Source organism: Brachybacterium vulturis, from assembly GCF_002407185.1.
Classification (GTDB): domain Bacteria; phylum Actinomycetota; class Actinomycetes; order Actinomycetales; family Dermabacteraceae; genus Brachybacterium; species Brachybacterium vulturis.
In genome coordinates, this window is the sequence record NZ_CP023563.1 from 709,702 (window position 1) to 733,249 (window position 23,548).

19 protein-coding genes are annotated in these 23,548 nt (G+C 73.0%); 6 read left to right on the forward strand and 13 right to left on the reverse strand.

Annotated features, from left to right (window positions below; all coding sequences use genetic code 11):
- The first annotated feature begins 52 nt into the window (after positions 1–52).
- Both uxaC and CFK38_RS03150 read left to right on the forward strand, forming a co-directional pair.
- On the forward strand, positions 53–1,489 hold the full coding sequence (uxaC, locus tag CFK38_RS03145) for a glucuronate isomerase (RefSeq protein ID WP_096801766.1): 1,437 nt from the start codon (positions 53–55) through the stop codon (positions 1,487–1,489).
- On the forward strand, positions 1,489–2,760 hold the full coding sequence (locus CFK38_RS03150; RefSeq protein WP_096801767.1) for a mannitol dehydrogenase family protein: 1,272 nt from the start codon (positions 1,489–1,491) through the stop codon (positions 2,758–2,760). Before uxaC ends, CFK38_RS03150 begins: the two co-directional genes overlap by 1 nt.
- A gap of 336 nt (positions 2,761–3,096) precedes the next feature.
- Here the strand turns inward: CFK38_RS03150 and CFK38_RS03155 are convergent, their stop codons facing one another.
- From CFK38_RS03155 to CFK38_RS03175, 5 genes are all read right to left on the reverse strand, one after another.
- Positions 3,097–4,587, reverse strand: a complete 1,491-nt coding sequence (locus CFK38_RS03155; RefSeq protein ID WP_096801768.1) for a gluconokinase — start codon at positions 4,585–4,587, stop codon at positions 3,097–3,099.
- A gap of 194 nt (positions 4,588–4,781) precedes the next feature.
- Positions 4,782–6,026 (reverse strand): Dyp-type peroxidase, encoded by a 1,245-nt coding sequence (locus CFK38_RS03160; RefSeq protein ID WP_096801769.1) that lies wholly within the window; start codon positions 6,024–6,026, stop codon positions 4,782–4,784.
- The gene (locus CFK38_RS03165) at positions 6,023–6,703 is read right to left on the reverse strand and encodes a copper chaperone PCu(A)C (protein ID WP_096801770.1); all 681 of its coding nucleotides are present in this window, start codon (positions 6,701–6,703) and stop codon (positions 6,023–6,025) included. The genes CFK38_RS03160 and CFK38_RS03165 overlap by 4 nt, the downstream gene beginning before the upstream one ends.
- A gap of 159 nt (positions 6,704–6,862) precedes the next feature.
- The gene (locus tag CFK38_RS03170; protein ID WP_096804193.1) at positions 6,863–7,543 is read right to left on the reverse strand and encodes a hypothetical protein; all 681 of its coding nucleotides are present in this window, start codon (positions 7,541–7,543) and stop codon (positions 6,863–6,865) included.
- Positions 7,544–7,581: 38 nt separating this feature from the next.
- Positions 7,582–8,565, reverse strand: coding sequence for a universal stress protein (locus CFK38_RS03175; RefSeq protein ID WP_096804194.1), 984 nt, complete (start codon positions 8,563–8,565; stop codon positions 7,582–7,584).
- Positions 8,566–8,744: 179 nt separating this feature from the next.
- On the opposite strand from CFK38_RS03175, the gene CFK38_RS03180 reads away from it, so the two are divergent.
- Complete coding sequence (locus CFK38_RS03180; protein WP_096804195.1) at positions 8,745–9,035, forward strand: DUF1905 domain-containing protein; 291 nt, start codon at positions 8,745–8,747, stop codon at positions 9,033–9,035.
- Positions 9,036–9,057: 22 nt separating this feature from the next.
- Here the strand turns inward: CFK38_RS03180 and CFK38_RS03185 are convergent, their stop codons facing one another.
- The 4 genes from CFK38_RS03185 to CFK38_RS03200 all read right to left on the reverse strand — a co-directional run bounded on the left by CFK38_RS03185 (position 9,058) and on the right by CFK38_RS03200 (position 15,182).
- Positions 9,058–9,609 (reverse strand): SRPBCC family protein, encoded by a 552-nt coding sequence (locus CFK38_RS03185; RefSeq protein ID WP_096801771.1) that lies wholly within the window; start codon positions 9,607–9,609, stop codon positions 9,058–9,060.
- Positions 9,610–9,843: 234 nt separating this feature from the next.
- Entirely contained in the window at positions 9,844–13,380 is a 3,537-nt protein-coding gene (locus tag CFK38_RS03190; protein WP_096801772.1) for a S41 family peptidase, read from the reverse strand.
- Positions 13,381–13,440: 60 nt separating this feature from the next.
- Positions 13,441–14,220 carry a hypothetical protein gene (locus CFK38_RS03195; protein ID WP_157773331.1) on the reverse strand — a complete coding sequence of 260 codons (780 nt, stop codon included), beginning with the start codon at positions 14,218–14,220 and terminating at the stop codon, positions 13,441–13,443.
- A complete protein-coding gene (locus CFK38_RS03200) occupies positions 14,217–15,182 on the reverse strand; it encodes a hypothetical protein (RefSeq protein ID WP_096801773.1) in 966 nt (321 codons plus the stop codon). Before CFK38_RS03200 ends, CFK38_RS03195 begins: the two co-directional genes overlap by 4 nt.
- A 399-nt stretch (positions 15,183–15,581) precedes the next feature.
- On the opposite strand from CFK38_RS03200, the gene CFK38_RS03205 reads away from it, so the two are divergent.
- The 3 genes from CFK38_RS03205 to CFK38_RS03215 all read left to right on the forward strand — a co-directional run bounded on the left by CFK38_RS03205 (position 15,582) and on the right by CFK38_RS03215 (position 19,100).
- Positions 15,582–16,934, forward strand: coding sequence for an MFS transporter (locus CFK38_RS03205; RefSeq protein WP_096801774.1), 1,353 nt, complete (start codon positions 15,582–15,584; stop codon positions 16,932–16,934).
- Between the two features lie 70 nt (positions 16,935–17,004).
- Positions 17,005–18,135 carry an NAD(P)-dependent alcohol dehydrogenase gene (locus tag CFK38_RS03210; protein ID WP_245851205.1) on the forward strand — a complete coding sequence of 377 codons (1,131 nt, stop codon included), beginning with the start codon at positions 17,005–17,007 and terminating at the stop codon, positions 18,133–18,135.
- A 77-nt stretch (positions 18,136–18,212) separates the two neighbouring features.
- On the forward strand, positions 18,213–19,100 hold the full coding sequence (locus CFK38_RS03215; protein WP_096801775.1) for a helix-turn-helix domain-containing protein: 888 nt from the start codon (positions 18,213–18,215) through the stop codon (positions 19,098–19,100).
- Between the two features lie 45 nt (positions 19,101–19,145).
- Here the strand turns inward: CFK38_RS03215 and CFK38_RS03220 are convergent, their stop codons facing one another.
- Genes CFK38_RS03220 through CFK38_RS03235 form a run of 4 tightly spaced genes read right to left on the reverse strand, consistent with a single transcriptional unit; the run spans position 19,146 to position 23,454 of the window.
- Positions 19,146–20,075 (reverse strand): exodeoxyribonuclease III, encoded by a 930-nt coding sequence (locus CFK38_RS03220; protein ID WP_096801776.1) that lies wholly within the window; start codon positions 20,073–20,075, stop codon positions 19,146–19,148.
- Between the two features lie 60 nt (positions 20,076–20,135).
- The gene (locus CFK38_RS03225) at positions 20,136–21,782 is read right to left on the reverse strand and encodes an ABC transporter permease (protein WP_096801777.1); all 1,647 of its coding nucleotides are present in this window, start codon (positions 21,780–21,782) and stop codon (positions 20,136–20,138) included.
- Complete coding sequence (locus CFK38_RS03230; RefSeq protein ID WP_096801778.1) at positions 21,779–22,771, reverse strand: ABC transporter ATP-binding protein; 993 nt, start codon at positions 22,769–22,771, stop codon at positions 21,779–21,781. Before CFK38_RS03230 ends, CFK38_RS03225 begins: the two co-directional genes overlap by 4 nt.
- Positions 22,772–22,776: 5 nt before the next feature.
- Complete coding sequence (locus CFK38_RS03235) at positions 22,777–23,454, reverse strand: TetR/AcrR family transcriptional regulator (RefSeq protein WP_157773332.1); 678 nt, start codon at positions 23,452–23,454, stop codon at positions 22,777–22,779.
- Positions 23,455–23,548 lie beyond the last annotated feature (94 nt).

A 23,548-nucleotide genomic window follows, 5' to 3' on the forward strand; every position in this document is an offset into this window, starting at 1 on the left:
CAACCCGTGACAACGTCCAGCAGGACCTGCACCGCCTTGCGAGGATGACGCCATGAGCAACGACGCCTTCGTGCCGCACCCGGACAGACTCCTTCCCGCCGATCCCGCCGTGCGCGAGATCGCCCGCGGGCTCTACGAGCTCGAGAAGGACCAGCCGATCGTCTCGCCCCACGGGCATGTCGACCCCCGGCTGCTGCTCGAGGACGAGCCCTTCCGCGACCCGACCTCGCTGTTCATCACCCCGGACCACTACGTCAACCGCCTGATGCACGCCCGCGGCGTGGACCTCGCGGATCTGGGCGTGGGCCAGGGGCCGTTGGACGAGAAGGCCTCCCGCCGGGCCTGGCACCTGCTGGCCGAGCACTGGCACGCCTACGCCGGCACCCCGTCCCGCTACTGGATGGAGCACGAGTTCTTCGAGGTCTTCGGCCTCGAGACCGTGCTGAACCCCCGCACCGCCGACGCGATGTACGACGCGCTCTGCGCGAAGCTCGCCCAGCCCGAGTTCCGCCCCCGCGCGCTGTTCGACCAGTTCCAGATCTCCGTCCTGGCGACCACCGACGACCCCGTCGACGACCTGGCCCCGCATGCCGCGCTCGCCGCGGATCCGTCCTTCACCGGGCGGGTCCTCCCCACCTTCCGCCCGGACAGGTACCTCGAGCCCGCCCGCGCGGACTTCCGCGCGCTGACCGACGCCCTCGGCGAGGCCGCCGGGGTCGAGGCCGGCAGCTACGACGGCCACCTCGAGGCGATGCGCGCCCGCCGCCTGTACTTCCGCGACCACGGCGCCGTCTCCTCCGATCACTCGCACATCGACCCGGGCACCGCCCGGCTGAGCATCGAGGACGCCCGCCGCCTCTATTCCGCCGCCCGCGACGGGGCGATCGGGGCCGACGAGGCGGTGGCTCTGCGCCGTCACCTGCTCGCCGATCAGGCCCGGCTGGCCGCCGAGGACGGCCTGGTCATGACCCTCCACCCGGGCGTCTCCCGCAACCACTCCGAGGCGATGTCCGAGAGGTTCGGCGCCGATGTCGGCTTCGACATCCCGGTCGCGGTCGACTACGTCCACCACCTGCGGCCGATGCTCAACGACGTGGGTCACTCCCCGAACTTCCGCACCGTGCTGTTCACGATCGACGAGACCGTGCTCTCGCGCGAGATCGCGCCGCTGGCCGGCGTGTACCCCTCGGTCTTCGCCGGGGCACCCTGGTGGTTCATCGACGCCCCCGATGCGATCCTGCGCTACCGCCGGGCGGTCTCCGAGACCATCGGTTTCAGCCGGACCAGCGGTTTCATCGACGACACCCGCGCCTTCTGCTCCATCCCGGCGCGTCACGACATGTCCCGACGCCTGGACGCCTCGCACCTCGCCGGACTGGTCGCCGAGCACCGGATCCGTCTCGAGGACGCCCAGGAGCTCGTGGTCACCCTGCCCGCTCAGCAGCCGCGCGAGGTCTTCCGCCTCGGCGCCGCAGGAGAGGAGAACTGATGCACACCCCCAGCCCCTCCGACGTGGGCCGTCTGGTCCACCTCGGCATCGGCAACTTCGCCCGCGCCCACACCCTGCACCACACCGAGGTGGCCGGCGGCTGGTCCGTGGTGGCCTTCACCGGCCGCTCCGCCGAGATGGCCGATGCCCTGAACGCGCAGGGAGGCCGGTACGGCCTGGTCGTCCGGGGCCGGGAGCAGGACGAGGTCAGCCTCGTCGAGGTCATCGACGAGGTGTTCCCCGCCTCCGACGTCGACGCCCTGGTGCGCCTGCTCGCGGACCCCTTCACCGCGGTGGTCACGCTGACCATCACCGAGAAGGGCTACGCGGCCGGCAGCGATCCTGCCCTCTCCGCCCCCGCCCGCCTCGCGCTGGGTCTGAAGGCCCGCCGCGAGGCCGGGGTCACCGAGCCGATCGCCCTGGTCTCCTGCGACAACCTCACCGGCAACGGGGAGGTGCTGCGCACGGCCGTCCTCGCCGAGCTCGACGAGGAGACGGCCGCCTGGTTCGCGGATCATGTGGACGTGGTCTCCTCCATGGTCGACCGGATCACGCCCTCGGCCGACGAGCAGGCCGCGGACATCGTCCTGGCGCGGACCGGGCTCGCCGACAGCGTCCCGGTGGTCACCGAGCCCTTCTCCGAGTGGGTCCTGGAGGACAGCTTCCGCGGCCGCCGTCCCGAGTGGGAGAAGGCCGGAGCACAGCTGACCGACGACCTCGAAGTGCACGAGCTGCGCAAGCTGCGCCTGCTCAACGGCGCCCACACCCTGATGGCCTATGCCGGCCAGATCGCCGGCCTCCAGCGCGTGGACGAGGCGATCGGCCACCGCGAGGTGCGGGCCCTGGTCGAGCAGCTGTGGTCCGAGGCCCGCGCCACGCTGCCGCTGCCCGCCGCCGAGCTGGACGCCTACACGGCGGCCCTCGAGGAGCGCTTCCGCAACCCGCGCCTGGCCGACAACCTGATCCGCATCGCCGCCGACGGCTCCGTGAAGCTGCCGGTGCGCGCCCTGCCCGTGATCGCCGAGAGCGGCGGGCCGGCGCAGGCGCCCGGCGAGGTCGCGGCCGTGGCCGCCTGGACCGCCTGGGTCACCGAGCGCGTGCGCGGCGGTCACGAGGTGCAGGACCCGAAGGCCGAGCAGATCGCCGCGGCCGCCGCGCTGCCGGGAGACACCGAGCGTGTCACCGCGCTGCTCGCCCTGCTCGACGTGGCCGCCGAGGACCCGCTGGTCATCGCCGTCGCCACCGAGGAGAAGCGCCTCCCCCGCCCCTGAGGAGCGCTCGGCGCGGCCGGGCCCGGCCCGGAGCCGTTCGCGGAGCCGGGCCCGGCCCGGAGCCGTTCGCGGCGCCGGGTCGGGCATGGTCCTCGGGCTTGGTTTCGGGCATGGCCCTCGGGTTTGGTCTCGGGCATGGTCGGGGACCGGCGTCACCGCGCTCTCTGCGGAGATATCGGCATACGGAGCGCTCCACGTCCAGTACGCGACCACGCCTCGCGGCACCCACGCCTCGGGGCCCCCACGCCTCGCGGCACCCAGGCCACGGGGCCCTACGCCCGGGCAGCCACGTCCGGGCCGGAGCGCCGGGCGGGCTGGTGAACTGCCCGGCGGGTCTCAGGCCAGGTCGGCGAGCTTCTCGAAGCGCTCGAGGCGCTCGCGGTAGTAGTCCTGATGGGCCGCGACGGGCTCCACGTGGGTCAGCACCGGCGCCTCGGCGACGGACGTTCCGGGCGCGGCCTGCTCGAGGGCCAGCACAGCGGCGCCGCGCATCGTCGAACGGGAGACCGCGACATGGTCGATGGGCATGCCGAGCGCGTCCGAGAGCAGATGCAGCCAGCCCGGGATCGCCCCTGTCATGCCACCGGAGAGCACGATCCGCTCCGGCTCGCCGCCGGCCTCGCGCATCTGATCGGCGATCCGCAGGAACGACAGGGCCACACCCTCCATCGCCCCGCGCAGCATGTCCTCCCAGGTGGTGGACGCACCGATGTTCGCGAACAGGGCCCGTGAGCTGCCCCGCCACTTGGTGCCCCGCTCCCCGGAGAAGAAGGGGACCACCAGCGGCGTCCCGGCGGAGACCGGGGCGGAGAACAGGGCGGTGGTGTCCGTCTTGGCGACGTCGGAGGGCATCTGCAGCTCGTGGCGGCACCAGTCCAGCACGCGGCCGCAGTCGCTCATGGCGGAGCCGACGAGGGTGCGCTGCTGATCCACGCGATAGGCCCACAGCCCGCTGGGCAGCGAGGGGATCTCGGTGGAGAGCAGCTGGCGGATCGCTCCGGAGGTGGCGGTGGAGATGCCCCAGGTGCCCTCGCCGAGCGCACCGATGCCGAGGTTCGCGGCGAGGCCGTCACCGATCACCGGCAGCCACACGGCATCCTTCAGCTGCGGGAACTCCGCAGCCAGCGGGGTGCCGTCGACCGGCAGCGCGTCGGAGGGGTCCAGTGCCGGGCCCAGCGCGGAGACGTCCACCCCCACGGCCTCGAGCAGCTCGGGCACGTACTGCCCGGTGCGGCGGTCGATCATGCCGGACCAGGCGGCCGAGGCGGTACCCAGCGCCGCGGTGCCCAGCAGCTGGGAGGCCACGTACTCGCCGAGGGCCATGAAGCGCTCGGTGCGGTCGAAGACGTCGGGCCGGGTCTCGCGCAGCCACGCCAGGCGCGGCGCGGTGTAGGAGGAGTGCAGGCGTGCGCCGGTGCGCTCGTGGAGGCCGTCCACGTCGAGGCTCGCCGCGAGGCGCTCCACCTGAGCAAGGCAGCGGGTGTCCGCATAGGTGATGCAGGGGGTCAGCGCCGCGCCCTCCGCGTCGACCGCGACCAGCGAGGAGGCGAAGGTGTCGACGCCGATCGCACGCACCTGCCCGGGCAGCGGGGCGGCGGTGAGCACCGCGGCCAGCGAGGTGCGGATCTCCTCGACGACCTGATCGGCGTCGAGGGTGCTGGTGCCGTCGTCGCCGACGGTGAACGCGTGGGTCTCCTTGTGGTGGAGCGCGCCGACCTCGCGACCGGAGACGTCGTAGACCGCGGTGCGGGTGCCGCCGGAGCCGATGTCGATCCCGACCACGAGCGGTCCCTGGGCATCCTCGGCCGGGACGTGGAATCGGGGCATGGGAGGTCTCCTGCACTGGTCGGGCACTCTGCGCCGGCATGGCGTCGACGCAGGTCTTCCGGCCAGCATACGAGGCGGGCAGATCGCCGTCAGGCGCCTCGCCACGGGTTGCCACGGGCACGGGACGGGAGCCGTCCCGCCCCGCGCCCCAGGACGGGGCCGCGACGGGACGACGCCCGGTCAGCTCATGCGCCTCACCGCAGCACCGACTCCCCGATGTGCTCGCCCTCCGCGCAGCCGGGCGGTATCGCGAACACCGCCGAGCCGATCGGAGTGGTCCACTGGTTCAGCAGATCCAGCGTGTCCAGCCGCTGCTGGATCGGCAGGAACTGGCCCCGCAGATCGGCCTGGAAGGACACGAAGACCTGCCCGGACTCGGAGAGCGAACCGCTGCCCGGCGGCGGCGCGAGGTCAAAGTTGTACGGCCGACGGAAGATCTCCTGATGCTCGCCCTCGTCGACGCCGCGGGCCCGCCGCAGATGGGAGAACTCCCCGATCACCGGGAACCCGTTCGCGGAGACCTGCTCGAAGTCGGGGTCGGAGGTCTCCGTGCCGCCGCTCAGCGGTGCGCCGTCGTCGAGCCGGGTGCCGATGGACTGCTCCCGCGCGCTGCGGTCCACCTCGTCCCACCCGTCCAGGTCCATCCGGATCCGACGGATCACCATCGAGGTGCCGCCGGCGAAGGGACCCTCCTCGATCCACACCACGCGGGAGAAGTGAGGAGTCCCGGTGGTGGGGTTCGCGCTGCCGTCGAGCTGCCCGAAGAGGTTCCGCATGGTGGCGCCGGGCGCGACCGTCCCCGGTGAGCGTCGGAATCCCGGCTGCACCCAGCGCACCCGGGTGAAGGCCCGGGCGTCCTTGAGCAGCATCCGCACCGCATGGGAGACGGTGACCGGGTCCTCCGCCGCGACCTGCAGCAGGAGGTCGCCGCCGGTGAACTCCTCCCGGAGCTCGTCGATCCCGAAGGCCGGCAGCGGCTCCAGCCACGACGGGGCCGCCCGCTCGGCACGCTCCATGAGACCGCGCCCGAAGCCGACGGTCACGGTGAGCGCGGCCGGAGCCATCGCCAGCTCCGGCTCCGTGTCCGCGAGCGCCGGCTCGCCGCGGGTGAGGCGGGCGGCGTCGTCGGTGAGCAGCCGCAGCAGTCGCAGCACCCCCTCACGGTCCACCTCCTCCCGCAGGTCCAGGCCCACGAACGTGGCATCCGCCGGGGCGGGGGTCTCGATCCCCGCCTGGTGCTCGCCGTGGAACGGGACGGTCTCGCCTCCGTGCAGCGGTGGCGCGGTCGAGGGGGGAGCCGCGGCCGCGCCGCGACCACCCCATGTGCGGTCCAGGCCGATGGACGCGGCGCTCACGCCGAGGGCGCCCGCACCGAGGGATCCGGCCCGCAGCAGCTGGCGCCGGCCGGGTCTGGGGGCGGAGGAGTCCGAGGCGGTCATTCGTCGTCCTCGTGCTCGGCCGCGTGCTCGCCGCCGCCGTCGGAGGCACCTGTTCCCGTCGAGCCCTCGGGCTCGTAGTGCTCCTGCGCACCCGCGAAGTCCTTCACGGTGGCCGTGAACGGATGCTCGGTGCCGTCCTCGAACTCCAGGATCAGCTCCACCTCGTCCCCGGGGAGCAGGGGCGCGGCGATCTCCATGAGCATGAGGTGGTTCCCCCCGGGTTCGAGGATCAGCTCCTCACCGGCGGGCAGCGGGAAGCCACCCTCCTTCTCCTGCATGCTCATGCCGCCCGAGCCGTCGGAGGCGGTCTCGTGGAGCTCCACCCGGGCGCTGGCATCGGTGCGCGCCCCACGCAGCACGAGGTCCGTGTCGGTGTCGTTGCGGAGGATGCCGAAGGCGGAGGTCATGTGCTCCTCGGCGGCCTTGACCCAGGCTTCGGCGACCGTGACGGCGTCCTCCTCGGCGGCACTGTCGGCGCCGGGGGCGGGAGCGTCCGCCGCGGACCCGGCACCGGTGGCCGGCTCCGGCTCCGCGGCGCAGGCGGTCAGGGGGAGCAGCAGCGCCGCGAGCGCAGCACGCCGAGGGAGACGGGCACCGACCAGCGGCGGGGCGGCGGAGGCGGAGGGCTGGACCTCCGCGGGTGAGGGGGCGGGGTGCAGAGGGGTCGTGCGGGGCATGCGTGGTCCTTTCGGAGACGCTCCGCCGGCCGGCGGCGAGGTGCGCGTCCGGCGGCGGGCGTGAGGGAGTGCCGCACGGCGGGGCCGGGCGGAGATCATCCGAAGAGCTGCCTGGGCAGGCGGAGGGGCCGTGCCGCCGACGCGGGGCGTCGGCGGTGCTCAGGCGGCCAGGTCCACGGACGGGCCGCGCCGCAGCTGGGGAGCGAGCACCGCGCGGCGGAGGTGGTGCAGCGTGGCGCGGTGCGGCACCGGTCGGGACGCTCTGGGCAGCACGAGCGTCGGGAGCGTCAGGGGGTGCGGCGGCCGGGAGAGCACGTCGAGCACCGCGACCACCAGGCCGGTGCAGCGCAGCAGGACGCTCTCCCCGCGATGCAGCACCAAGGTGGTGACCAGCCCGGCCATGAGGTGCCACAGCAGCATCTGCGGATCGGTGTGGCTGCCGTGCAGGGCGTGCTCCGCGGCCGCGGCCACCTCATCGGATCCGTGGCCGGAGTGCACCGCGCCGGTCAGGGCCTCTTCCGCTCCGTGCGTGCCGTGGCCCAGGTGGGAGCCCGGGGGCGCGACCAGGGCGATGCTCGGGTCCCCCGGCGTGCCGGCGACGAACAGGCCGTGGAAGAGGGCCTGGCTGCTGAGCACAGCGACCCCCATCCGCGGCAGCGAGAAGCGAGCCCCTGCCAGCACCGTGCAGGCGGTCACCGACAGCCACCAGGGCAGCGCCACCCCGAACCACGACGGCACGGCACCGCCGCCGATCAGGTGCCCGCCCAGGGCGACCAGGGTCACCAGCGTCGCGGCGGTGACGCCGCGCAGCAGGCGCAGCGGCGAGCGACTCGAGGGCATGTCTCCCATTGTGCTCCTGACGGCGGGCCGGGCGGGGATCAGACCCCGGTCTCCGCGCCCCGCGGCGGGACCACCATCACCGGGCCCTCGGCGCGCTGGAGCACGGCCTGGGAGACCGAGCCCAGCAGGGTGCTGGCCAACCGGCCGTGTCCCCGCGTCCCGAGCACCGTGAGCTGGGCGCCCGCGGTCTGCTCGAGCAGGGCGGCGACCGGCTCGGCCAGCACCGCCTGGCTGGTGATCGCGAGGTCCGGGTGCTCGGTCCGCAGCGCCGCCGCATCAGCCTCGAGCTGTTCGCCGAGCTCGCTCCGGTGACGCTCCAGCAGCTCCGGGTCGGGCAGCCAGGCCATGGAGGCACCGCCCCAGTCCTCGAGCGAGGACATCACCATCAGCAGGTGCAGCGGCGCGTTCCGGGTGCGGGCGGCGACGACGGCGTGGCGCACGGTGAGGCGGCTGGTGGCCGAGCCGTCCACGCCGACCACCACCGGGGTGCGCTCGTCCCGCGGGGTGAAGCGTGCGACTCCTGACTCCGTGCCCACCTCGTACTGGCGCGGGACGACGATGGTGGGGCAGTGCGCGTGCGCCGGCAGCGCCGAGGAGACGGAGCCGAGCAGACGGCCGAAGAAGCCTCCGCGGCCGCGCGCTCCGACCACTGCGAGCCGGGCCCGTGCGGACATCTCCACCAGCACGCCGGCGGCGTCGCCCTGTGCGGTGCGCAGGTCGACCTCGCCGGGGAATCCGCGCAGGTGCTCGCGAGCTTCCTCGAGCTGCTCCTGGGCGGCGGCCAGGCGGGCGACCTCCACGGGGACGGCGGGGGTCAGCGAGGCATCGGCGTAGGCGAGGCTCGGCACCGTGAAGGCGGTGACGACGGTGAGCGGGCTGCCGAGCCGACGTGCGGCGCGCGCCGCGTAGAACAGCGCCCGGACGGACTGGTCCGAGCCGTCGAAGCCGACCAGCACGCCGAGCGGTCGGGCGCCCGGGTCCGCGGGGACCGGGGACTGAGGGGTGGAGCCGTCGTCGTGCATCTCGACCTCCTGCATCGGGGGCGCTGCGGGGCCGACGACGCCGCCCCGGTCGATCCTGTCGTCGGTGCACCCATCGTAGGCCGGACCCGTCCCGGTGCAGGGACCGTTCGTCCTCCTCGTCCGGCCCCGGACTCGGGACATCACGGATGGACCGTCCCGCGCGGGTCTACGCTCGGAGCATGGACCTGTCCTTCAGCGCGACCACCGTGGAGTGGCGCGGGCCGGCGCCCTTCGTCTTCGCCCCCGTGCCCGAGGAGGAGGCCGACGCGATCGCGGCGATCGCTCCCGCGGCCACCTACGGCTGGGGCTGCATCCCGGCAGCCGTCCGCATCGGGGACACGGATTTCACCACCTCTCTCTTCCCCCGTGACGGCGGGTACCTGGTGCCGGTGAAGGTCGCGGTCCAGCGTGCCGAGCAGATCGGGGTGGGGGACCGGGTGGCGGTGTCGCTGCACATCGAGGCGCGCTGAGGGAGCCGCGCCCGCCCTGCTCTCACACCTCGGGCTGATCCGGCAGGTCGAGCTCGTGCGCATACCGGTCGCGCAGCTCGCGCCAGCCGTGCTCCAGGGCGTCGCGCCCCACGATCCGTTCCTGGTCCAGGCCCTCGAGGCGGGCGTCGAGCACACCGAGGCACACCTGCCAGCCGGCCAGCGTGGTGGGTGCCTGCTGCGGATCCGACAGCCTCATCAGCAGGGTCAGCCGCGCCTCGTCGATCAGCCATTCCAGGATGTCGTCGCCGAAGCGGTGCGACAGGGCATGATCCCCCGCGGTGGCCAGCACGTCGACGGCCACCGGGTCCGCCTCCGGGGTCTCCCGGGACAGGACGGGACCGGGCTCGGTCAGCGGCCGCTCAGGGACGATCGGCGACCAGGTCGCCAGCAGCTCCGGAGAGGTGAGGTGCTCCCAGATCTGCGCGCCGGTGCCGGAGAGGTCCACCTCGAGGATCACGGCGTCCTCGGTGATATCGACGGCGACGGGGAGGTCGGCGATGCGCTGATCGATCGCTGAGCGGTTCCTGGCTGAGTCGTTCCCGGACGTGTTCACGTGGCTCCTCCCCTGCGCCGCCCTGTGCGGCACTGACATCTCCTGCCATTGTCCACCCGGGCCCTGCGCCAGGGCCGGGACCGTCGGCCCGACCGTCGCGGCGCGGACGGTCGTGGCCGAATGTCAGGATCCGCACCAGAATCTGCTCGAAAATGGTTCGGATCCTGACAATCCTGGCCGTTGGCCGTTGGCCGTTGGCCGTTGGCCGTTGGCCGTTGGCCGCTGGGCGGTGGCTCAGCGCGTCGCGGGACCGAAGCGCGGCGCCGGCAGCGGGGGCGCCACCGCGGCGGGCTGCTGCTCCAGCAGCGCGAGCGCCTCGGTGACCCCGCGCGTCAGCTGCGGGTCCTCGCCCGCGACCCAGGCGTTCGGCGGCAGCGGCACCTCGATGTCCGGCTCCACGCCGTAGTTCTCGATCGCCCAGTCCTCGCCCTCGAACCAGCTGGCGTACTTCGGCTGGGTGACGCCGGTGCCGTCGACCAGGTCGTAGCGACCGTCGATGCCGATCACGCCGCCCCAGGTGCGGGTGCCGATGATCGGCCCGATCTCCAGGGCGCGGGAGACGGCGTTGACGATGTCGCCGTCGGAGCCCGCCTCCTGGTTGGTCACCAGCACCACCGCACCGCGAGGGGCGAAGGACGGGTAGGTGCCGGGGCGCTCATGGCGCGGGTAGCCCCAGGAGAGCACCCGGCGGGCGATCCGGTCGGTGACCAGCTGCGAGGTGTGGCCGCCGCTGTTGTAGCGCACGTCCACCACCAGTCCTTCCTTCGTGGAGGCCTCGCGCAGGTCACGGTGCATCTGCGCCCAGCCGGAGGAGACCATGTCGGGGATGTGCAGGTAGCCGAGGCGACCGCCCGAGAGATCCTCCACCAGCGCGCGTCGGGCGGCGACCCAGGCCTGGTAGCGCAGAGCGGAGTCGTCGGCGAGCGGGGTGACCGCCACCCGGTGCTCGGCCCCGTCGCGCAGCAGCACCAGCTCGGTGGCCTTGTCCGCGGCGCCGACCAGCGCGGCCTCGATGCCCTCGCGGGGCACCGGCCGCCCGTCGACGCGGAGCACCGCATCGCCCACCTGCGCCCCCACCCCGGGGGCGAGCAGCGGCGAGCGGGCATCGGGATCGGAGGAGTCGCCGGGCAGGATCCGGGTGATCACCCAGCGCCCGTCGCGGAGCTCGAGGTCGGCCCCCAGATGGGCGGGGAGCATCGGCGGATCGGCGTGGTAGACCGGGCCCTGCACGTAGGCGTGCGAGGTGCCCAGCTCGCCCTGGACCTCCCACATCATGTCCTGGAAGTCGTCCTCGGTGACCAGGCGCTCGACGACCGGGTCGTACCAGGAGGTCATCGCGTGCCAGTCCATGCCGTCCATGTCCGCGCGCCAGTACTGCTGGGCCATGATCCGGTAGTTGTCCCAGAGCATGCCGCGACGCTCCTGGACCGGGTCGACGCTCAGCCGCATCCGGGAGGTGTCGATGACGATCCGCGCCGGATCCTCGTCCTCGACCTTGCGGGTCGCCGGCACCTGCACCCACTTCTCACCCTGCCGGATCACCAGCGACTGCCCGTCACCGGAGGCGGAGAGGTCGCTGACGCCCTCGGCGAGCACGGTGAGCGTGCGGTCCGCGAGCTTCCAGTGCTCGAGGGTCGGCGTCGGGGCCTCACCCTCCACCCCGGCGCGGGCGCTGCCCAGCACGCCCTGCTGCGGGTGACGCAGCCAGACGAAGCCGTCGCTGACTGCGGTGAGGTGCGAGTAGTAGCCCGAGACCACCGGGAAGGGCACCAGGCGCGACTCCACCGTCTCGAGATCGATGCGGGTGAGGGGCGGGCGGTCCGCCTCGTCGGCGCCGGCGACGCTGTGCGAGGAGGCCGGCTGCGTCGAGGCCGCGGTCGCCGCCTCCGCGGTGCCGGTGGCGGTGTCGGTCGCGCCGGCTCCGCCGGTGGCTGCGGCGTCCTTCCCGCCCGGACCGCCGGCGCCCTCGGCATCCTTGCTCGTCGCGTCGGCACCCCAGCCGTCGGGGTGCGGGCCGAAGGGGTCGGGGGTGGTGCGCTCCAGCGGCAGCAGGAACGGGCGCTCGGCGTTGACGAAGCCGAGGTCGAAGACCATGTCGTCGTACACCGTCTCGAAGGTGCGCAGGCTCAGCAGGGCCAGATGCTTGCCGTCGGCGCTGAAGGCCGGGGCGGAGTCCTGATACTTCCCGGTGGTCAGCGCGCGGCCGGTGGGCTCGGGGTCCTCGGTGTCCGAGATCATCAGGCGGCTGAGCTGCCAGGAGTTGGGCTCGGCCCAGACCAGCCAGCGACCGTCCGGCGACCAGGCGAGGTCCCGCACCTCGCCGCCGGTGGAGCGGCCCACCTCGCGCACGTGGTCGAGGCGCGGCGCGGGGACCGCGTGCTCGGCGTCCTGCTCCCAGGCGGAGGCGGCGGTCTCCTTCGCCGACCGGTGGTGGGAGGACCTCGCAGGATCCTCGAGGCCGCGCAGGGTCACCAGGCGCACCACGTTGTCGTGGGTGGAGATCGCGACCCTGGAGCCGTCGGGGGAGGGGATCGCATGCAGGATCCGTCCCACCTCACCGAGGTCGAGCCGGATCTCCTCGCCGCCGCCGTCCAGCCGCGCCAGCGCCAGCACGTCGGAGCCGACGCCGCCGGACTCGCGGTCGCCGAGCGCCTCCGCATCGGTGACGAACAGGGCGAAGTCGGAGCGGCCCAGCGGATGCGCCTCCCGCAGCCGCAGCCCGCAGGCCCCGGCGAGCAGACGGGAGGGCCCGCCGCGATGGGTGAGGGCATGGACGCTGCCCCGCCATTCGACGACGCTCGCCCGGGCGTCATGGAGCGGGCGCATGGCCAGCACGTTCTTGGTCGCCGGTGCGGGGCGCGGCAGCCGGGAGGCGCCGACGCCGGAGACCAGGATCTCGACCTCGCGCGGGCTCGCCTCCAGGGAGTCCATCGCGAACAGGCGGCCGCGGGAGCTGAAGACGACGGTGGAGCCGTCGGTCGCCGGCTCGCGCAGGTAGCCCTGCGCGGAGGTCAGCGAGGTGTGCGCGCGCAGGTCCGAGCCGTCCCGCGCCACCGACCAGAGGTTCGCGGAGGCGCGATCGTTCCGGGCCGCGTCGGGGCCGGGGGTGTCCGAGGCGAACAGCAGCCGGTCCCCGTACCAGGCGATCCGCAGCTTCGAGGCGAGGATCTCGTCCAGCAGCGGCTCCCAGGAGCGCTCGGCATGAGCCTCGGCAGGGGAATCCAGCGGTACGTCCTGGCGGGAGATCCAGAGCTTCACCGCGGTGCCGCCCTGGTAATGCTTCCACCCGGCCTGGTCCCGGCGCCACGGGGTGGAGACCACGGTGGTGCCCGAGGGGTGGATCGCCACCTCGCCGCTGCGCCCCAGCGGCAGCAGCTCGGCGGTGCCCTCGAGGTCGATCGCCCACAGCTGTGCGTCCCGCGCGATCGGTGCGCCGAAGCTGCTGGTGGCGAGGATCCGGCCGTCCGGCAGCCAGCCGGCGACCTTCGTGGAGGGGCGGCCCCAGAAGGTGAGCCGGCGCGGGGCGGTATCGCCCTCGGTGGGGATCACCCACACCTCGGGACCGCCGGAGGTGCGGGAGGTGTACGCGACGTGGGTGCCGTCGGGGGAGAAGCGCGGGTAGGCGACGGGGGCGCCCTCATCGGTCAGCCGCCAGGCGCGCCCGCCGGCCAGCGGGGCCAGCCAGACATCGTTCGCGGCGGTGAAGGTCAGGAGGTCTCCGCGGACATCGGGATGGCGGAGATATGCGGCATGTGCAGGCGTCATCGGCATGCGTTCCACCCTACGCGCGGCGAGGGACGGCTCACACCGATTTCTCGGGCCTGCGGCAGGTCAGCCGAGCGCGTCGGTGATGATCGAGTTCGCCCGGTGCAGGGAGACGGCCAGGTCCGCGCGGGTGACGGCGGAGCCCGGGCCCTCGGACCGGAGCGGCGCGACCTCGGTCGAGGCGTCCCAGGTGGCGCCGACCCCGGCCAGGGCAGGACGCAGCAGCGCCGTGAGCATCATCGCCGTGCAGTCCTGGGTGGCGGGCTCGTCCGGACGCACCCGCAGCTCGGCGTCCCCCCACAGCGCACCGCGACCGTGCAGCCACAGCACGGCGGTGATCCGGGCAGGATCCGCACCGAGATCCGTGAACAGGACGGGGACGCTCCGGAGGTCCACGGCCGGGGCGCCCGCCAGGCGGTGCAGCGCGACGGCCGCGTCACCGCGGGTCACTTCCTCCTGCGGGCAGTAGCCGGCGGGGGAGAGGGTCGGCTGCACGCCGGTCTCGTCCGCCCAGCGCATCGCCTCGGCACCGGGGTCGTCCGCGGCGACGTCCGCGAAGGGGGCGGTCACGCCCCCGCCGCCGGGCGCCGCATCCCGGGAGGAGGCGGCCGACGGGGCGGCGGGACCACCGGCGCGCAGCAGGGCTCCGGCGCCGACGGCACCGCCGACGGCCGCCGCGGCGCCGACCAGCAGCACCGCTCGACGGCCGGTGCGCTGCGGGGACGACTGCCGCGGGGTCGTCGAGCCGGTCGCGTCCTGCGACGAGGGGGCGACGGCGGTCCCGGGCGCCGGGGCCGGGGCGCCGGGACGGCCGGAGCGCAGATGCGGGGCGGCAGGTCGTCTCACAGCCACCTCAGCTCCCGCATCCGATTCACGATCGCCCAGCTCACGGCCAGGTTCCCCCAGCCGTTGAGGTGGATCTCGTCCGGCGCCCGCAGGCCGTCCGGCACGATCTGCTGGGCGAGCGCCTCGTAGGTGGTGGCCTGCTCGAGCAGGCGCAGCGGCGCCAGCGGTGGGCAGCGGAGCCCGTCCTCGGAGGTGAGCAGACCGCCCAGGTCCAGGAAATGGTCCCCGTAACGGCGCTGCTGCTCCTCGTTGACGGCGCGGACCGCGTCCGCGGTGGCAGAGCCGACGGGGTCGTACGGGGTGGGCCACTGCCCGAGCACCAGTGTGTCCCGCGCGGGATCCGCGGTGGCGTCCCACATCCGCTGCGTGTCCTCGAGCACCCCGGACACGTCCAGGATGTTGTTCTTGCCCATCCACAGCACCTGACGAGACCCCTCCGCGACCCGGGCGAGCGCGGACCGGAAACGACCGGCCGCGAGCGGGCGCGCGGCGTCGTCGGGGACGAACATCCAGCTCTCGCCGCTGCCGTCGAGCACGCCGAGCACTCCCGCCAGGTCGCCGGGGATCCGGAGGGGCCCGGCGGGGGAGAGCCCGGAGTCGAGAGCGACCGGCACCGCCCCGGACCCGGGGGCGGGATCGCCGAGCACCCGCAGCTCGGGGGTGTCCAGGCCGCGCATCAGCAGGGTGTGCCGGGAACGGGTGGCGCCGACGCCGTAGCCGTGCACCACGGCGGGGGCGGCCGCCAGGGCGAGGTGCTCGTGGATCCGCACCGCCACCGGGGTCGCAGCGGCGCCGCCCTCGGAACTCATCGAGGAGGAGCCCCACAGGGTCAGCGGGCGGGCGTCGCGCCGGGGGGCGAGCAGGCGGCGGGAGGCCTCGGTGCCGGGGGCGGAGGGGGTCCCTCCCGCAGGAAGGGGTACGGCAGGCGCGGCCGGGGCGGCGGCGGGCTGCGGCGCGGGCATCGTGGTCCTTCACGGTGGTGCTGAACGAGCGCATCGTCCGGCGCCCACGACTGGCTACTCTACGGGAACCTGGGGGTGCGGACCAGGGGTCACGGCGTGATCTGCGGGGGAGCTCGCATCGCGGGGGCACCGGCCCATGGTGCTGCCCGGAGAGATCGGAGGGGCAGCGCGACTCCCGTCCGCTCACCTCGCACCGGTGCCTTCCTGCACGATTTTGGTGACCCTCGCAATACGCACTGCAGGAAAGTATCGGTTCCTGGGCGTATTCAGGCTGGATCTGCGACGAGCACCGCTGGGATTCTGGCTCGGGCCGGACATCCCGTTCGGTCTCGTCGGCGGCGCTGAGCTGCCGTCCACTCGATCCGCCGGGCGAGATCACGGCGAGCACGAAGGAGTGCAATGGTTCTGGGAATGCCGCGAAAGCTGGTCTTCGGCTACATCGCGCTCGCCATCTTCATGGCCGGCGACGGCTTCGAGCTCACCTTCCTCTCTCGGTATCTCGTGACCGAGCACGGGTTCACCCCGCAGCAGGCCGGGCTGTGCTTCACGGTCTACGGTCTCGTGGTCGCGATCTCCGCCTGGACCACCGGGGTGCTGGCCGAGACCTTCGGCCCCAAGCGGCTGATGCTGCTGGGCGGCGTCCTCTGGATCGCCCTACACACCCTGTTCCTCTCCGTCGGGATCGCCGACCCCGTTCTCGCCGTCGCCACCTACGGCCTCCGGGGCATTGCCTATCCGCTGTTCATGTACTCGTTCGTGGTGCTCATCGCCGAATCGACCGAGCCCGCTCGGCTGGCGAGTGCGATGGGATGGTTCTGGGCCGCCTTCTCCGTGGGGCTGGGCACGCTCGGGGCCTTCATCCCGTCGGTGACGATCCCCGCGATCGGCGAGCTCGCGACGTTGTGGATGGCGCCCGCATTCGTCGGCACCGGAACCCTCATCTGCCTGTTCCTCGTGCCCGGCGCCCCGAAGGGCGCCCTGTCCGAGCAGGTGCTCACCCGGCAGGAGAAGACGCGCGAGCTGCTGCGCGGCGTGACGATCCTCGCGGAGAAGCCGCAGATCTCGCTCGCCGTCGTGATCCGGGTGTTGTGCAACCTCACCCTGTACGGGTTCCCGCTGATGATGCCGCTCTACCTGACCGGCGTGTACCCCGACTCCCAGGAGTGGTTCACCCAGGCCGAGTGGATCCGTCTGTGGGCGGTCATCTCCGCGATCCAGATCCTCACGAACATCCTCTGGGGCCGGCTCGGCGATCGCTACGGCTGGATGCGCCAGATGCGCTGGTTCGGCTTCGTGGGGATGGCGGCAGCGACCCTCGGCTTCGGCTACTTCCCCCACCTCTTCGGCAGCAACCTGGTGATGATGTACGTCGCCGGAGTGCTCTTCTCGATCTCCGTGACGGCCTTCGTGCCGATGGGCGCAATCTTCCCGGCCCTGGCTCCCGAGCACCGCGGGGCAGCGATCTCCGCGCACAATTTGGCGTCGGGGCTGACCACCTTCCTCGGCCCGGCGATCGTCACCGTCTTCCAGCCGCTGATCGGGTCGCTCGGCGTGATCTGGGTGTACGCGGTGCTCATGCTCCTGGGCACGGTGACCACCGTTGTCATCCGGCCCCCGCAGCCCGGCATCACCGATGCCGCCGGCCGCCCGCTGAGTCGCGCGGAGAAGGCACGTGCTCGCGCCGAGGCCGCTGCCTGCGCCGGGTCCGGTACCGGTGCGGACGAGGAGCCCCGGCTCGTTCCCGCGTCCTGACCCCCGTGCTCTGACCTTCTCCACGCCCAGCCAGTACCTCCCTGCCCCGCCCCGACGAAAGGTGCATCCCATGACCGACGCGACCCAGACCACCGCCCCGAGCCCCGCCGCGGAGCGCTCCGGAGCGGACCCGGCGAGTACGAATGGCACCATGCGGGCCGTTGTCCTGCAGGAGCCGGGCCGTATAACGATCGAGGACGTCCCGCGACCGGGGAAGCCAGGGTCCGGTGAGGTGCGCATCGCCATGCACACCGTCGGCATCTGCGGCTCCGACGTGCATTACTTCACCCACGGGGCGATCGGTGACTTCGTCCTCGAGGCGCCGATGGTCCTCGGCCACGAAGGCTCCGGCACCGTCATCTCCGTCGGCGAGGGGGTCGAGCACCTCGCCCCCGGGGACCGCGTGTGCATGGAGCCGGGCATCCCGGACGCCCGCTCCCGCGCCGCCCGCGAGGGCATGTACAACGTCGATCCCGCGGTCCGGTTCTGGGCCACCCCGCCGTACGACGGCTGCCTCGCCGAGGAGGTCGTCCACCCGGCCGAGTACACCTACGCCCTGCCCGACTCCCTCTCCTTCGCGGAGGGCGCGCTCATCGAACCGTTCGCGGTCGGCATGCAGGCGGCGACCAAAGCCCGTCTGCGACCCGGCGACATCGCCGCCGTGGTGGGCTGCGGAACGATCGGCATCATGACCGCGATCGCCGCGCTGAACGGCGGCGCGTCCCGGGTCTACGTCTCCGATCTCGCCCCCGAGAAGCTTGCACTGATCGACGGCATCTCCGGGCTGATCCCGGTCAACGCCTCTCGGGAGGATCTGGGCGAGCGCGTCCGGCAGGACACCGGGGGCTGGGGCCCGCAGGCCGTCTTCGAGGCCTCGGGAGCGGCCGGCTCCTACGAGTCGATCTGGGACGTGCCCGCTCCGGGCGGCGTGCTCGTCGTGGTCGGCATGCCCGCGCGTCCGGTCAGCTTCGACACCACCAAGGCGCAGGTGCGCGAGCTGCGCATCGAGACGGTGTTCCGCTACGCGAACGTCTACCAGAAGGCCGTCGACCTCGCCGCCGGAGAGGGTGTGGACCTGGGACGCTTCGTCACGCAGACATTCCCGGTCTCGGATGCGGTCGCGGTGTTCGAGCGAGGTGCGCAGGGGCGGCCGACGGACATCAAGCTCCAGCTCACCTTCGCGGACGTCGCCGCCGGCTGAGGTCGCGCCCCACCGGCGGCGTCCCGGGAGCGGACTACAGTGGTCCTGTCCGCGTGACACCTCCCGGAGGAGGGCAGATGGCCGCCTCGGCAGATCTCGTGGAGTCCGTCCGAGAGCTCGTCGTGATGGACTCGGCGAGCGCCCTGCGCTGGTTCCAGCACGACTACCCTCATCCGCTCGCGCGCTGGCACCACCATCCCGAGATCGAGATCCACCTCATCACCGGCTCGTCCGGAACGGCGCAGATCGGCAGCGCGGCCCGGGCCTTCGGTCCCGGCGCCCTGTACCTGATCGGCTCCGAGCTGCCGCACAACTGGGTCTCCTCGGTCGAGGAGGGCGAGATGGTCCGCGGACGTGACCTGCTGATCCAGGCCGATCCCGAGCTGCTCATCCGGCTCGCGGACCTGGTGCCGGACCTGAACCGGATCCCGCCCCTGCTCGCCACGGCGCGGTACGGGATCCAGTACACGGGGGCCACCCGAGAACGCGCGGTGCAGGTCCTCGAGGACATCCGCGACCGGCGCGGGGCGATGCGGTTCGCGGGCCTGCTCGAGCTGTTGGACCTGCTGGCCGGAGCCGCGACCCACGAGCGCGAGGTGCTCTCGGAACAGATCATCGACGCACCGCTGGGCACCGACGACTCCGAGATCTTCCACCGCGCGGTGACCTACCTCCACGAGCATCTGGCCGAGCGCGTCCAGCTGGCCGACATCGCCCACGAGATCCGGATGAGCGAGACCCACGTCTCGCGCCTCTTCTCGCGAGCGACGGGGGTGGGGTTCGCCCGCACCGTGATCCGGCTGCGGGTCTCCGAGGCCTGCCGCCTCCTGCTGCGCACCGACCTGCCGGTGGCAGACGTCTGCTTCCGCGCGGGGTTCACCAACCTGTCGAACTTCAACCGTCGCTTCCGGGAGGAGACGGGCACGACGCCGCGGGCGTACCGGGCCGCGCAGATGACCGAGTAGCCGACCCGGCCCCGACCCCCAGAAGCCCAGCGCCGCACTGCACCCTCAGCGCCAGTCGTAGTCGACCACCACCGGGGAGTGGTCCGAGAGCCGGGTGCCGTGATGCTCCCGATCCACGGCGACCCGGAGCGCGGTGCGCGCCAGACGGGGCGTGGCCAGGTGGTAGTCGAGGCGCCAGCCGGCATCGTTGGCGAACGACTGCCCCAGCCAGGACCACCAGGAGTACGGGCCGTCGCGGTCGGGGTGCAGGTGCCGCACCACGTCGACGAGCGTGCGCGGCGACAGCTGCTGTCCCAGCCACTCGCGCTCCTCGGGGAGGAACCCGTCGTTGTTCTGGTTCCGACGCCAGGCGGCGACGTCCTGCCGAGTGTGGGCGATGTTCAGGTCGCCCATCAGCAGGAACTCCCGGCCCGCTGCCGCGGCGGCGCGACGGGTGCGGGTGAGATAGCGGGAGAACGCCGCCATGAACCCCATCTTCCGCGCGTACCTGGCACCGCCGTCGGGGGCCTCCCGCATCCGCTCCGCCCGCTGCAGGTGTGCGGGCAGACCGCCCTTGGGCAGGTAGAGGCACGCGATCGTGAGCGGTACGTCGACGAGGTCGACCTCGAGATAGCGGCCCTCGGCGGCGAAGCGGCCCAGACCGCGGGAGAGCGGGACCTGATCGGGGGCGACAGCGCCCCTCGTCGTCGGCCCCGGGGCGAGAGCGGGCCCGCCCACGAGAGCGGTTCCGCTCCAGGTGCGGACCGCCGCCGGCGGGTGCCGGGTGAGCACCGCGACGCCGTTGCGACCGGGCAGGGTGCCGAGGTCGAGCGCGACATGATGGTCGCCGAAGGCACCGTCGGGGAGCTTGTCCTGCTGGGCCCGGATCTCCTGGAGGGCGATCACGTCGGCGTCCCGCTCGGCGAGCCAGCCGCCGAACCCCCGCCGGTGCGCAGCACGGATCCCGTTGATGTTGGCGGTGGCGATGCGGAGCATGGCCTGAGGTTACGTGTCCCGACCTCTTCGTCCTCCCGCTGACGCTGCGGGGGTGGCGGCTCAGGTCACGTTCAGCTGGCGGCGGCGCAGTCCGAGCAGCCCGATCGCCGCCGCGGCCACGGCGACCGCGGTGACCACGAGGAACGGGGTCAGGGCGAACTCCTCGACCGGCACTGCGGCGAGGTGGTGGAGCGGCGAGAGGCTCCGGAGCCCGTCCGGCAGGTCCAGCAGCGCGGCGAACAGCTCCACGACGCCCAGCACCGCCACGGCGACCCAGCCCAGCGCCGCCATCAGGCGCGGCAGCCAGCCGAACAGGGCCGTGCACAGTCCGAGCACGCACAGCGCGGCCGGCACCACGGCCAGGTGGGCGAGCAGGACCTCGCCCACCAGGTCCCCGTCGCCGGTCACCAGCGCCGCGGCGAGTCCGGTCCCCAGCCCGGTGACCGTCGCGAGCAGCAGGATCCTCGCCGCGATGACCAGCACGTGCGAGGCGCTCCAGACGACGCGGCTCACCGGGGTGGCCAGCACGGCGTCAGCGCGACCGGAGCCCTCCTCGGCGCGGAGGGTCTGCATCGCGTACACGGCGTAGGCGGCGGCGAAGATGACCACGAACGAGCCGAGGAAGGCCGTGTAGCCCTGCACCAGCGCCTCGGTGCCGAAGATGGCGCTGAGCTCGTCGGGCATCCCGTCGCCGGCATCGATCATCGCCTGGGTGAAGGCGCCGTCGATGATGCCGAGCAGGAGGATCGCGGTCCCCCAGCCCAGGAGCCCTCCGCGCTGCAAGCGGGCGGCGAGGCCCGTCGCACTGCCCAGCCAGGGGTGTGCGTGGGCCCTCCCGGGACGGGTGGCGACGAAGCTGGCGCTGAAGTCGCGGCGTCGCTGCAGCCCGAACGCGAGGGCCACGGCGGCCAGGGCCAGGGCTGCGGACAGCAGCAGCGGGGCCCACCGGTCGTGGACGTACGGAGCGGTCTGCGCCGCCCAGCCCAGCGGTGAGACCCACGACAGCGCGCTCCCGCCCACCGCGACCATGTCGCCCAGGGCGCGCAGCAGGAAGGCGGCTCCGAGCACCGCCCCGGCCATCCCGGACGCGGCGCGGGAGAACTCGCTGAGCTGCGAGGTCACCGCAGCCACGCCGGCGAAGACCATCCCGGTCAGGCCGGTGGCGAGACCGGCCAGGAGCGAACCCGTCACCGCATATCCGACGCCGACGGCGAGGACCGCCACCACGGCGGCCACCACGGCGTTCGCGAGCAGGGCGACGACGAGCGCCGCGGTGAGGGCGGTGTGCCGACCGGTGACGTTCGCGCGGATCAGCTCGGCGCGCCCGGACTGCTCCTCACCGCGGGTGTGCCGAGTGATCAGGAAGATGTTCATCAGGGCGGACAGGAGGAACAGGTACGGCATGTAGCCGGCGGCGAAGAACCGCGCATAGGTGGGGGCGTCCAGCCCGAAGGCCGGGCCGGTGAACATCCGACCCACCGGCTGCGCGAGCATCACGGTGAGATTCCCCAGGTCCGCCTGCTGCGGCGCGAGCTGCGGCAGGGCGGCACCGATGTAGACCACCAGCAGGCCGTGGCCCGCGATCCAGGCGGGCAGGCGGATCCGGTCCCGGCGCAGCACCAGCCGGATCAGGGTGCGCAGGCCGGAGAGCGAGGAGGCGGTGCCGTCGCCGGTGCTCGAGGTGGCGAGGTGCGTGTGGGTGGTCATCGGGTCGCCTCCTGGTGGGGAGCCCTCTGGTCGCCGTGCCCCGCGGAGTCCTCCACCGGCTGGCCGTCGGTCGCTCTGCCGTGCGCGTCCCCGCCGTCCCTGCCGTCCCCGTAGTGCCGCATCAGCAGCTGCTCGAGCGTCGGCGGGTGCGCCACCAGTGACCGCACCCCGAGCGGGGCCAGTGCCCGGACCACGCCGTCGACCCGGTCGCCGTCGACCTGGAAGGAGACGCTGCCGTCCTTCGTGGTGAGGTCATGGATCCCCTCGAGCCGCTCCAGTGCGGCCGCCGACTGCTCCAGCTCGGCGACGAAGGTGGTGCGGGTCATGTGGCGCAGCTGCGAGAGGGAGCCCGTCTCGACGATCTGTCCCTGGCGGACGATGGAGAGCCGGTCGGCCAGCGCCTCCACCTGCGCGAGGATGTGGCTGGAGAGCAGCACCGTCCGCCCGGCGTCCTTCACCTCGCGGATCGCCTGCTGGAAGACCACCTCCATCAGCGGATCCAGTCCGGCCGTCGGCTCGTCCAGCAGGAGCAGCTCCACCTCGGAGGTGAGTGCCGAGATCAGCGCCACCTTCTGCCGGTTGCCCTTGGAGTAGGTGCGAGCCTTCTTGGAAGGATCCAGGTCGAAGCGCTCGCACAGCTCGTCGCGCCTGCGCCGGTCCACGCGGCCGCGCAGGCGCGCCAGCAGGTCGATCGCCTCACCTCCGGTGAGGTTGGGCCACAGCTCCACATCGCCGGGGACGTAGGCCAGCCGGCGGTGCAGGGTGACCGCGTCGCGCCACGGGTCACCGCCCAGCAGGCGGACCGTGCCGCCGTCGGCGTGCAGCAGGCCCAGCAGCACGCGCATGGTGGTGGACTTGCCGGACCCGTTCGGGCCCAGGAAGCCGTGCACCTCGCCGGGGGCGACCTCGAGGTCGAGGCCGTCCAGGGCGCGGGTGCGGCCGAAGGTCTTGATCAACCCGTGTGCGGAGATCACGGAACTCGTGCTCATGGCGGTCAGTGCTCCTCGTCAGAGGTGGGACGGGCTGCGGGGGGATCGTCCGGCAGAGCGGCGAGCAGCTCGTCGGCGCTCTGCGTGGTGAGCAGGCCCTGCGAGTAGAGCTCGAGGACCGGCCGGAAGTAGCGGCTGAGCGACTCCGGGGAGCCGCCGCCGGAGAGGAAGTCGACGCCGAGCAGTCGCGAGACGTGCTCGTGCAGGGTCAGGGCGCCGAGGGACCACAGCAGCAGCACCGCGGCGCGATCACGGCGGTACTGGCTGGGCAGGATCATTCCGGCGCGCTCGCCGCTGTCCATGTACTCGAGGGCGTCCTCGAGCATGTCGTCGATCAGCTCCGCGGTGTGCTCGCCGCCCTCGGTCAGGGCACGGGTGAGATAGCGCAGCAGCCGCGGCGCGTCCTGCAACTGGTGCATGATGGCCAAGGGGCCGCCGCCCGGTGTGCCGCCGATCGTCTCGCTCTTGCGTGAGCGGACCTGGTCCGTGACGTGCTGATCGCAGGCGGTGCGGAGGACCTGCTTGCTCCCGTAGTGATGGATGATCAGCGCCTGGGACACCCCGGCCTCGGCCGCGATGGACTTCAGCGACGTCGCACGGAACCCGTGCTCGCCGAACAGCCCGATCGCCGCGTCCCGGATCCGCTCGATGCTGCTGTGCTCCTGGTCCTCGTCACGTCCCACGGCACACCCTATCGTCGCTGACTGAATACTCAGTCAGCGTAGGGCTGACTGAGTGTTCAGTCAAGGGGGTTCTCGGGGGTGTTCTGGGTCGGCA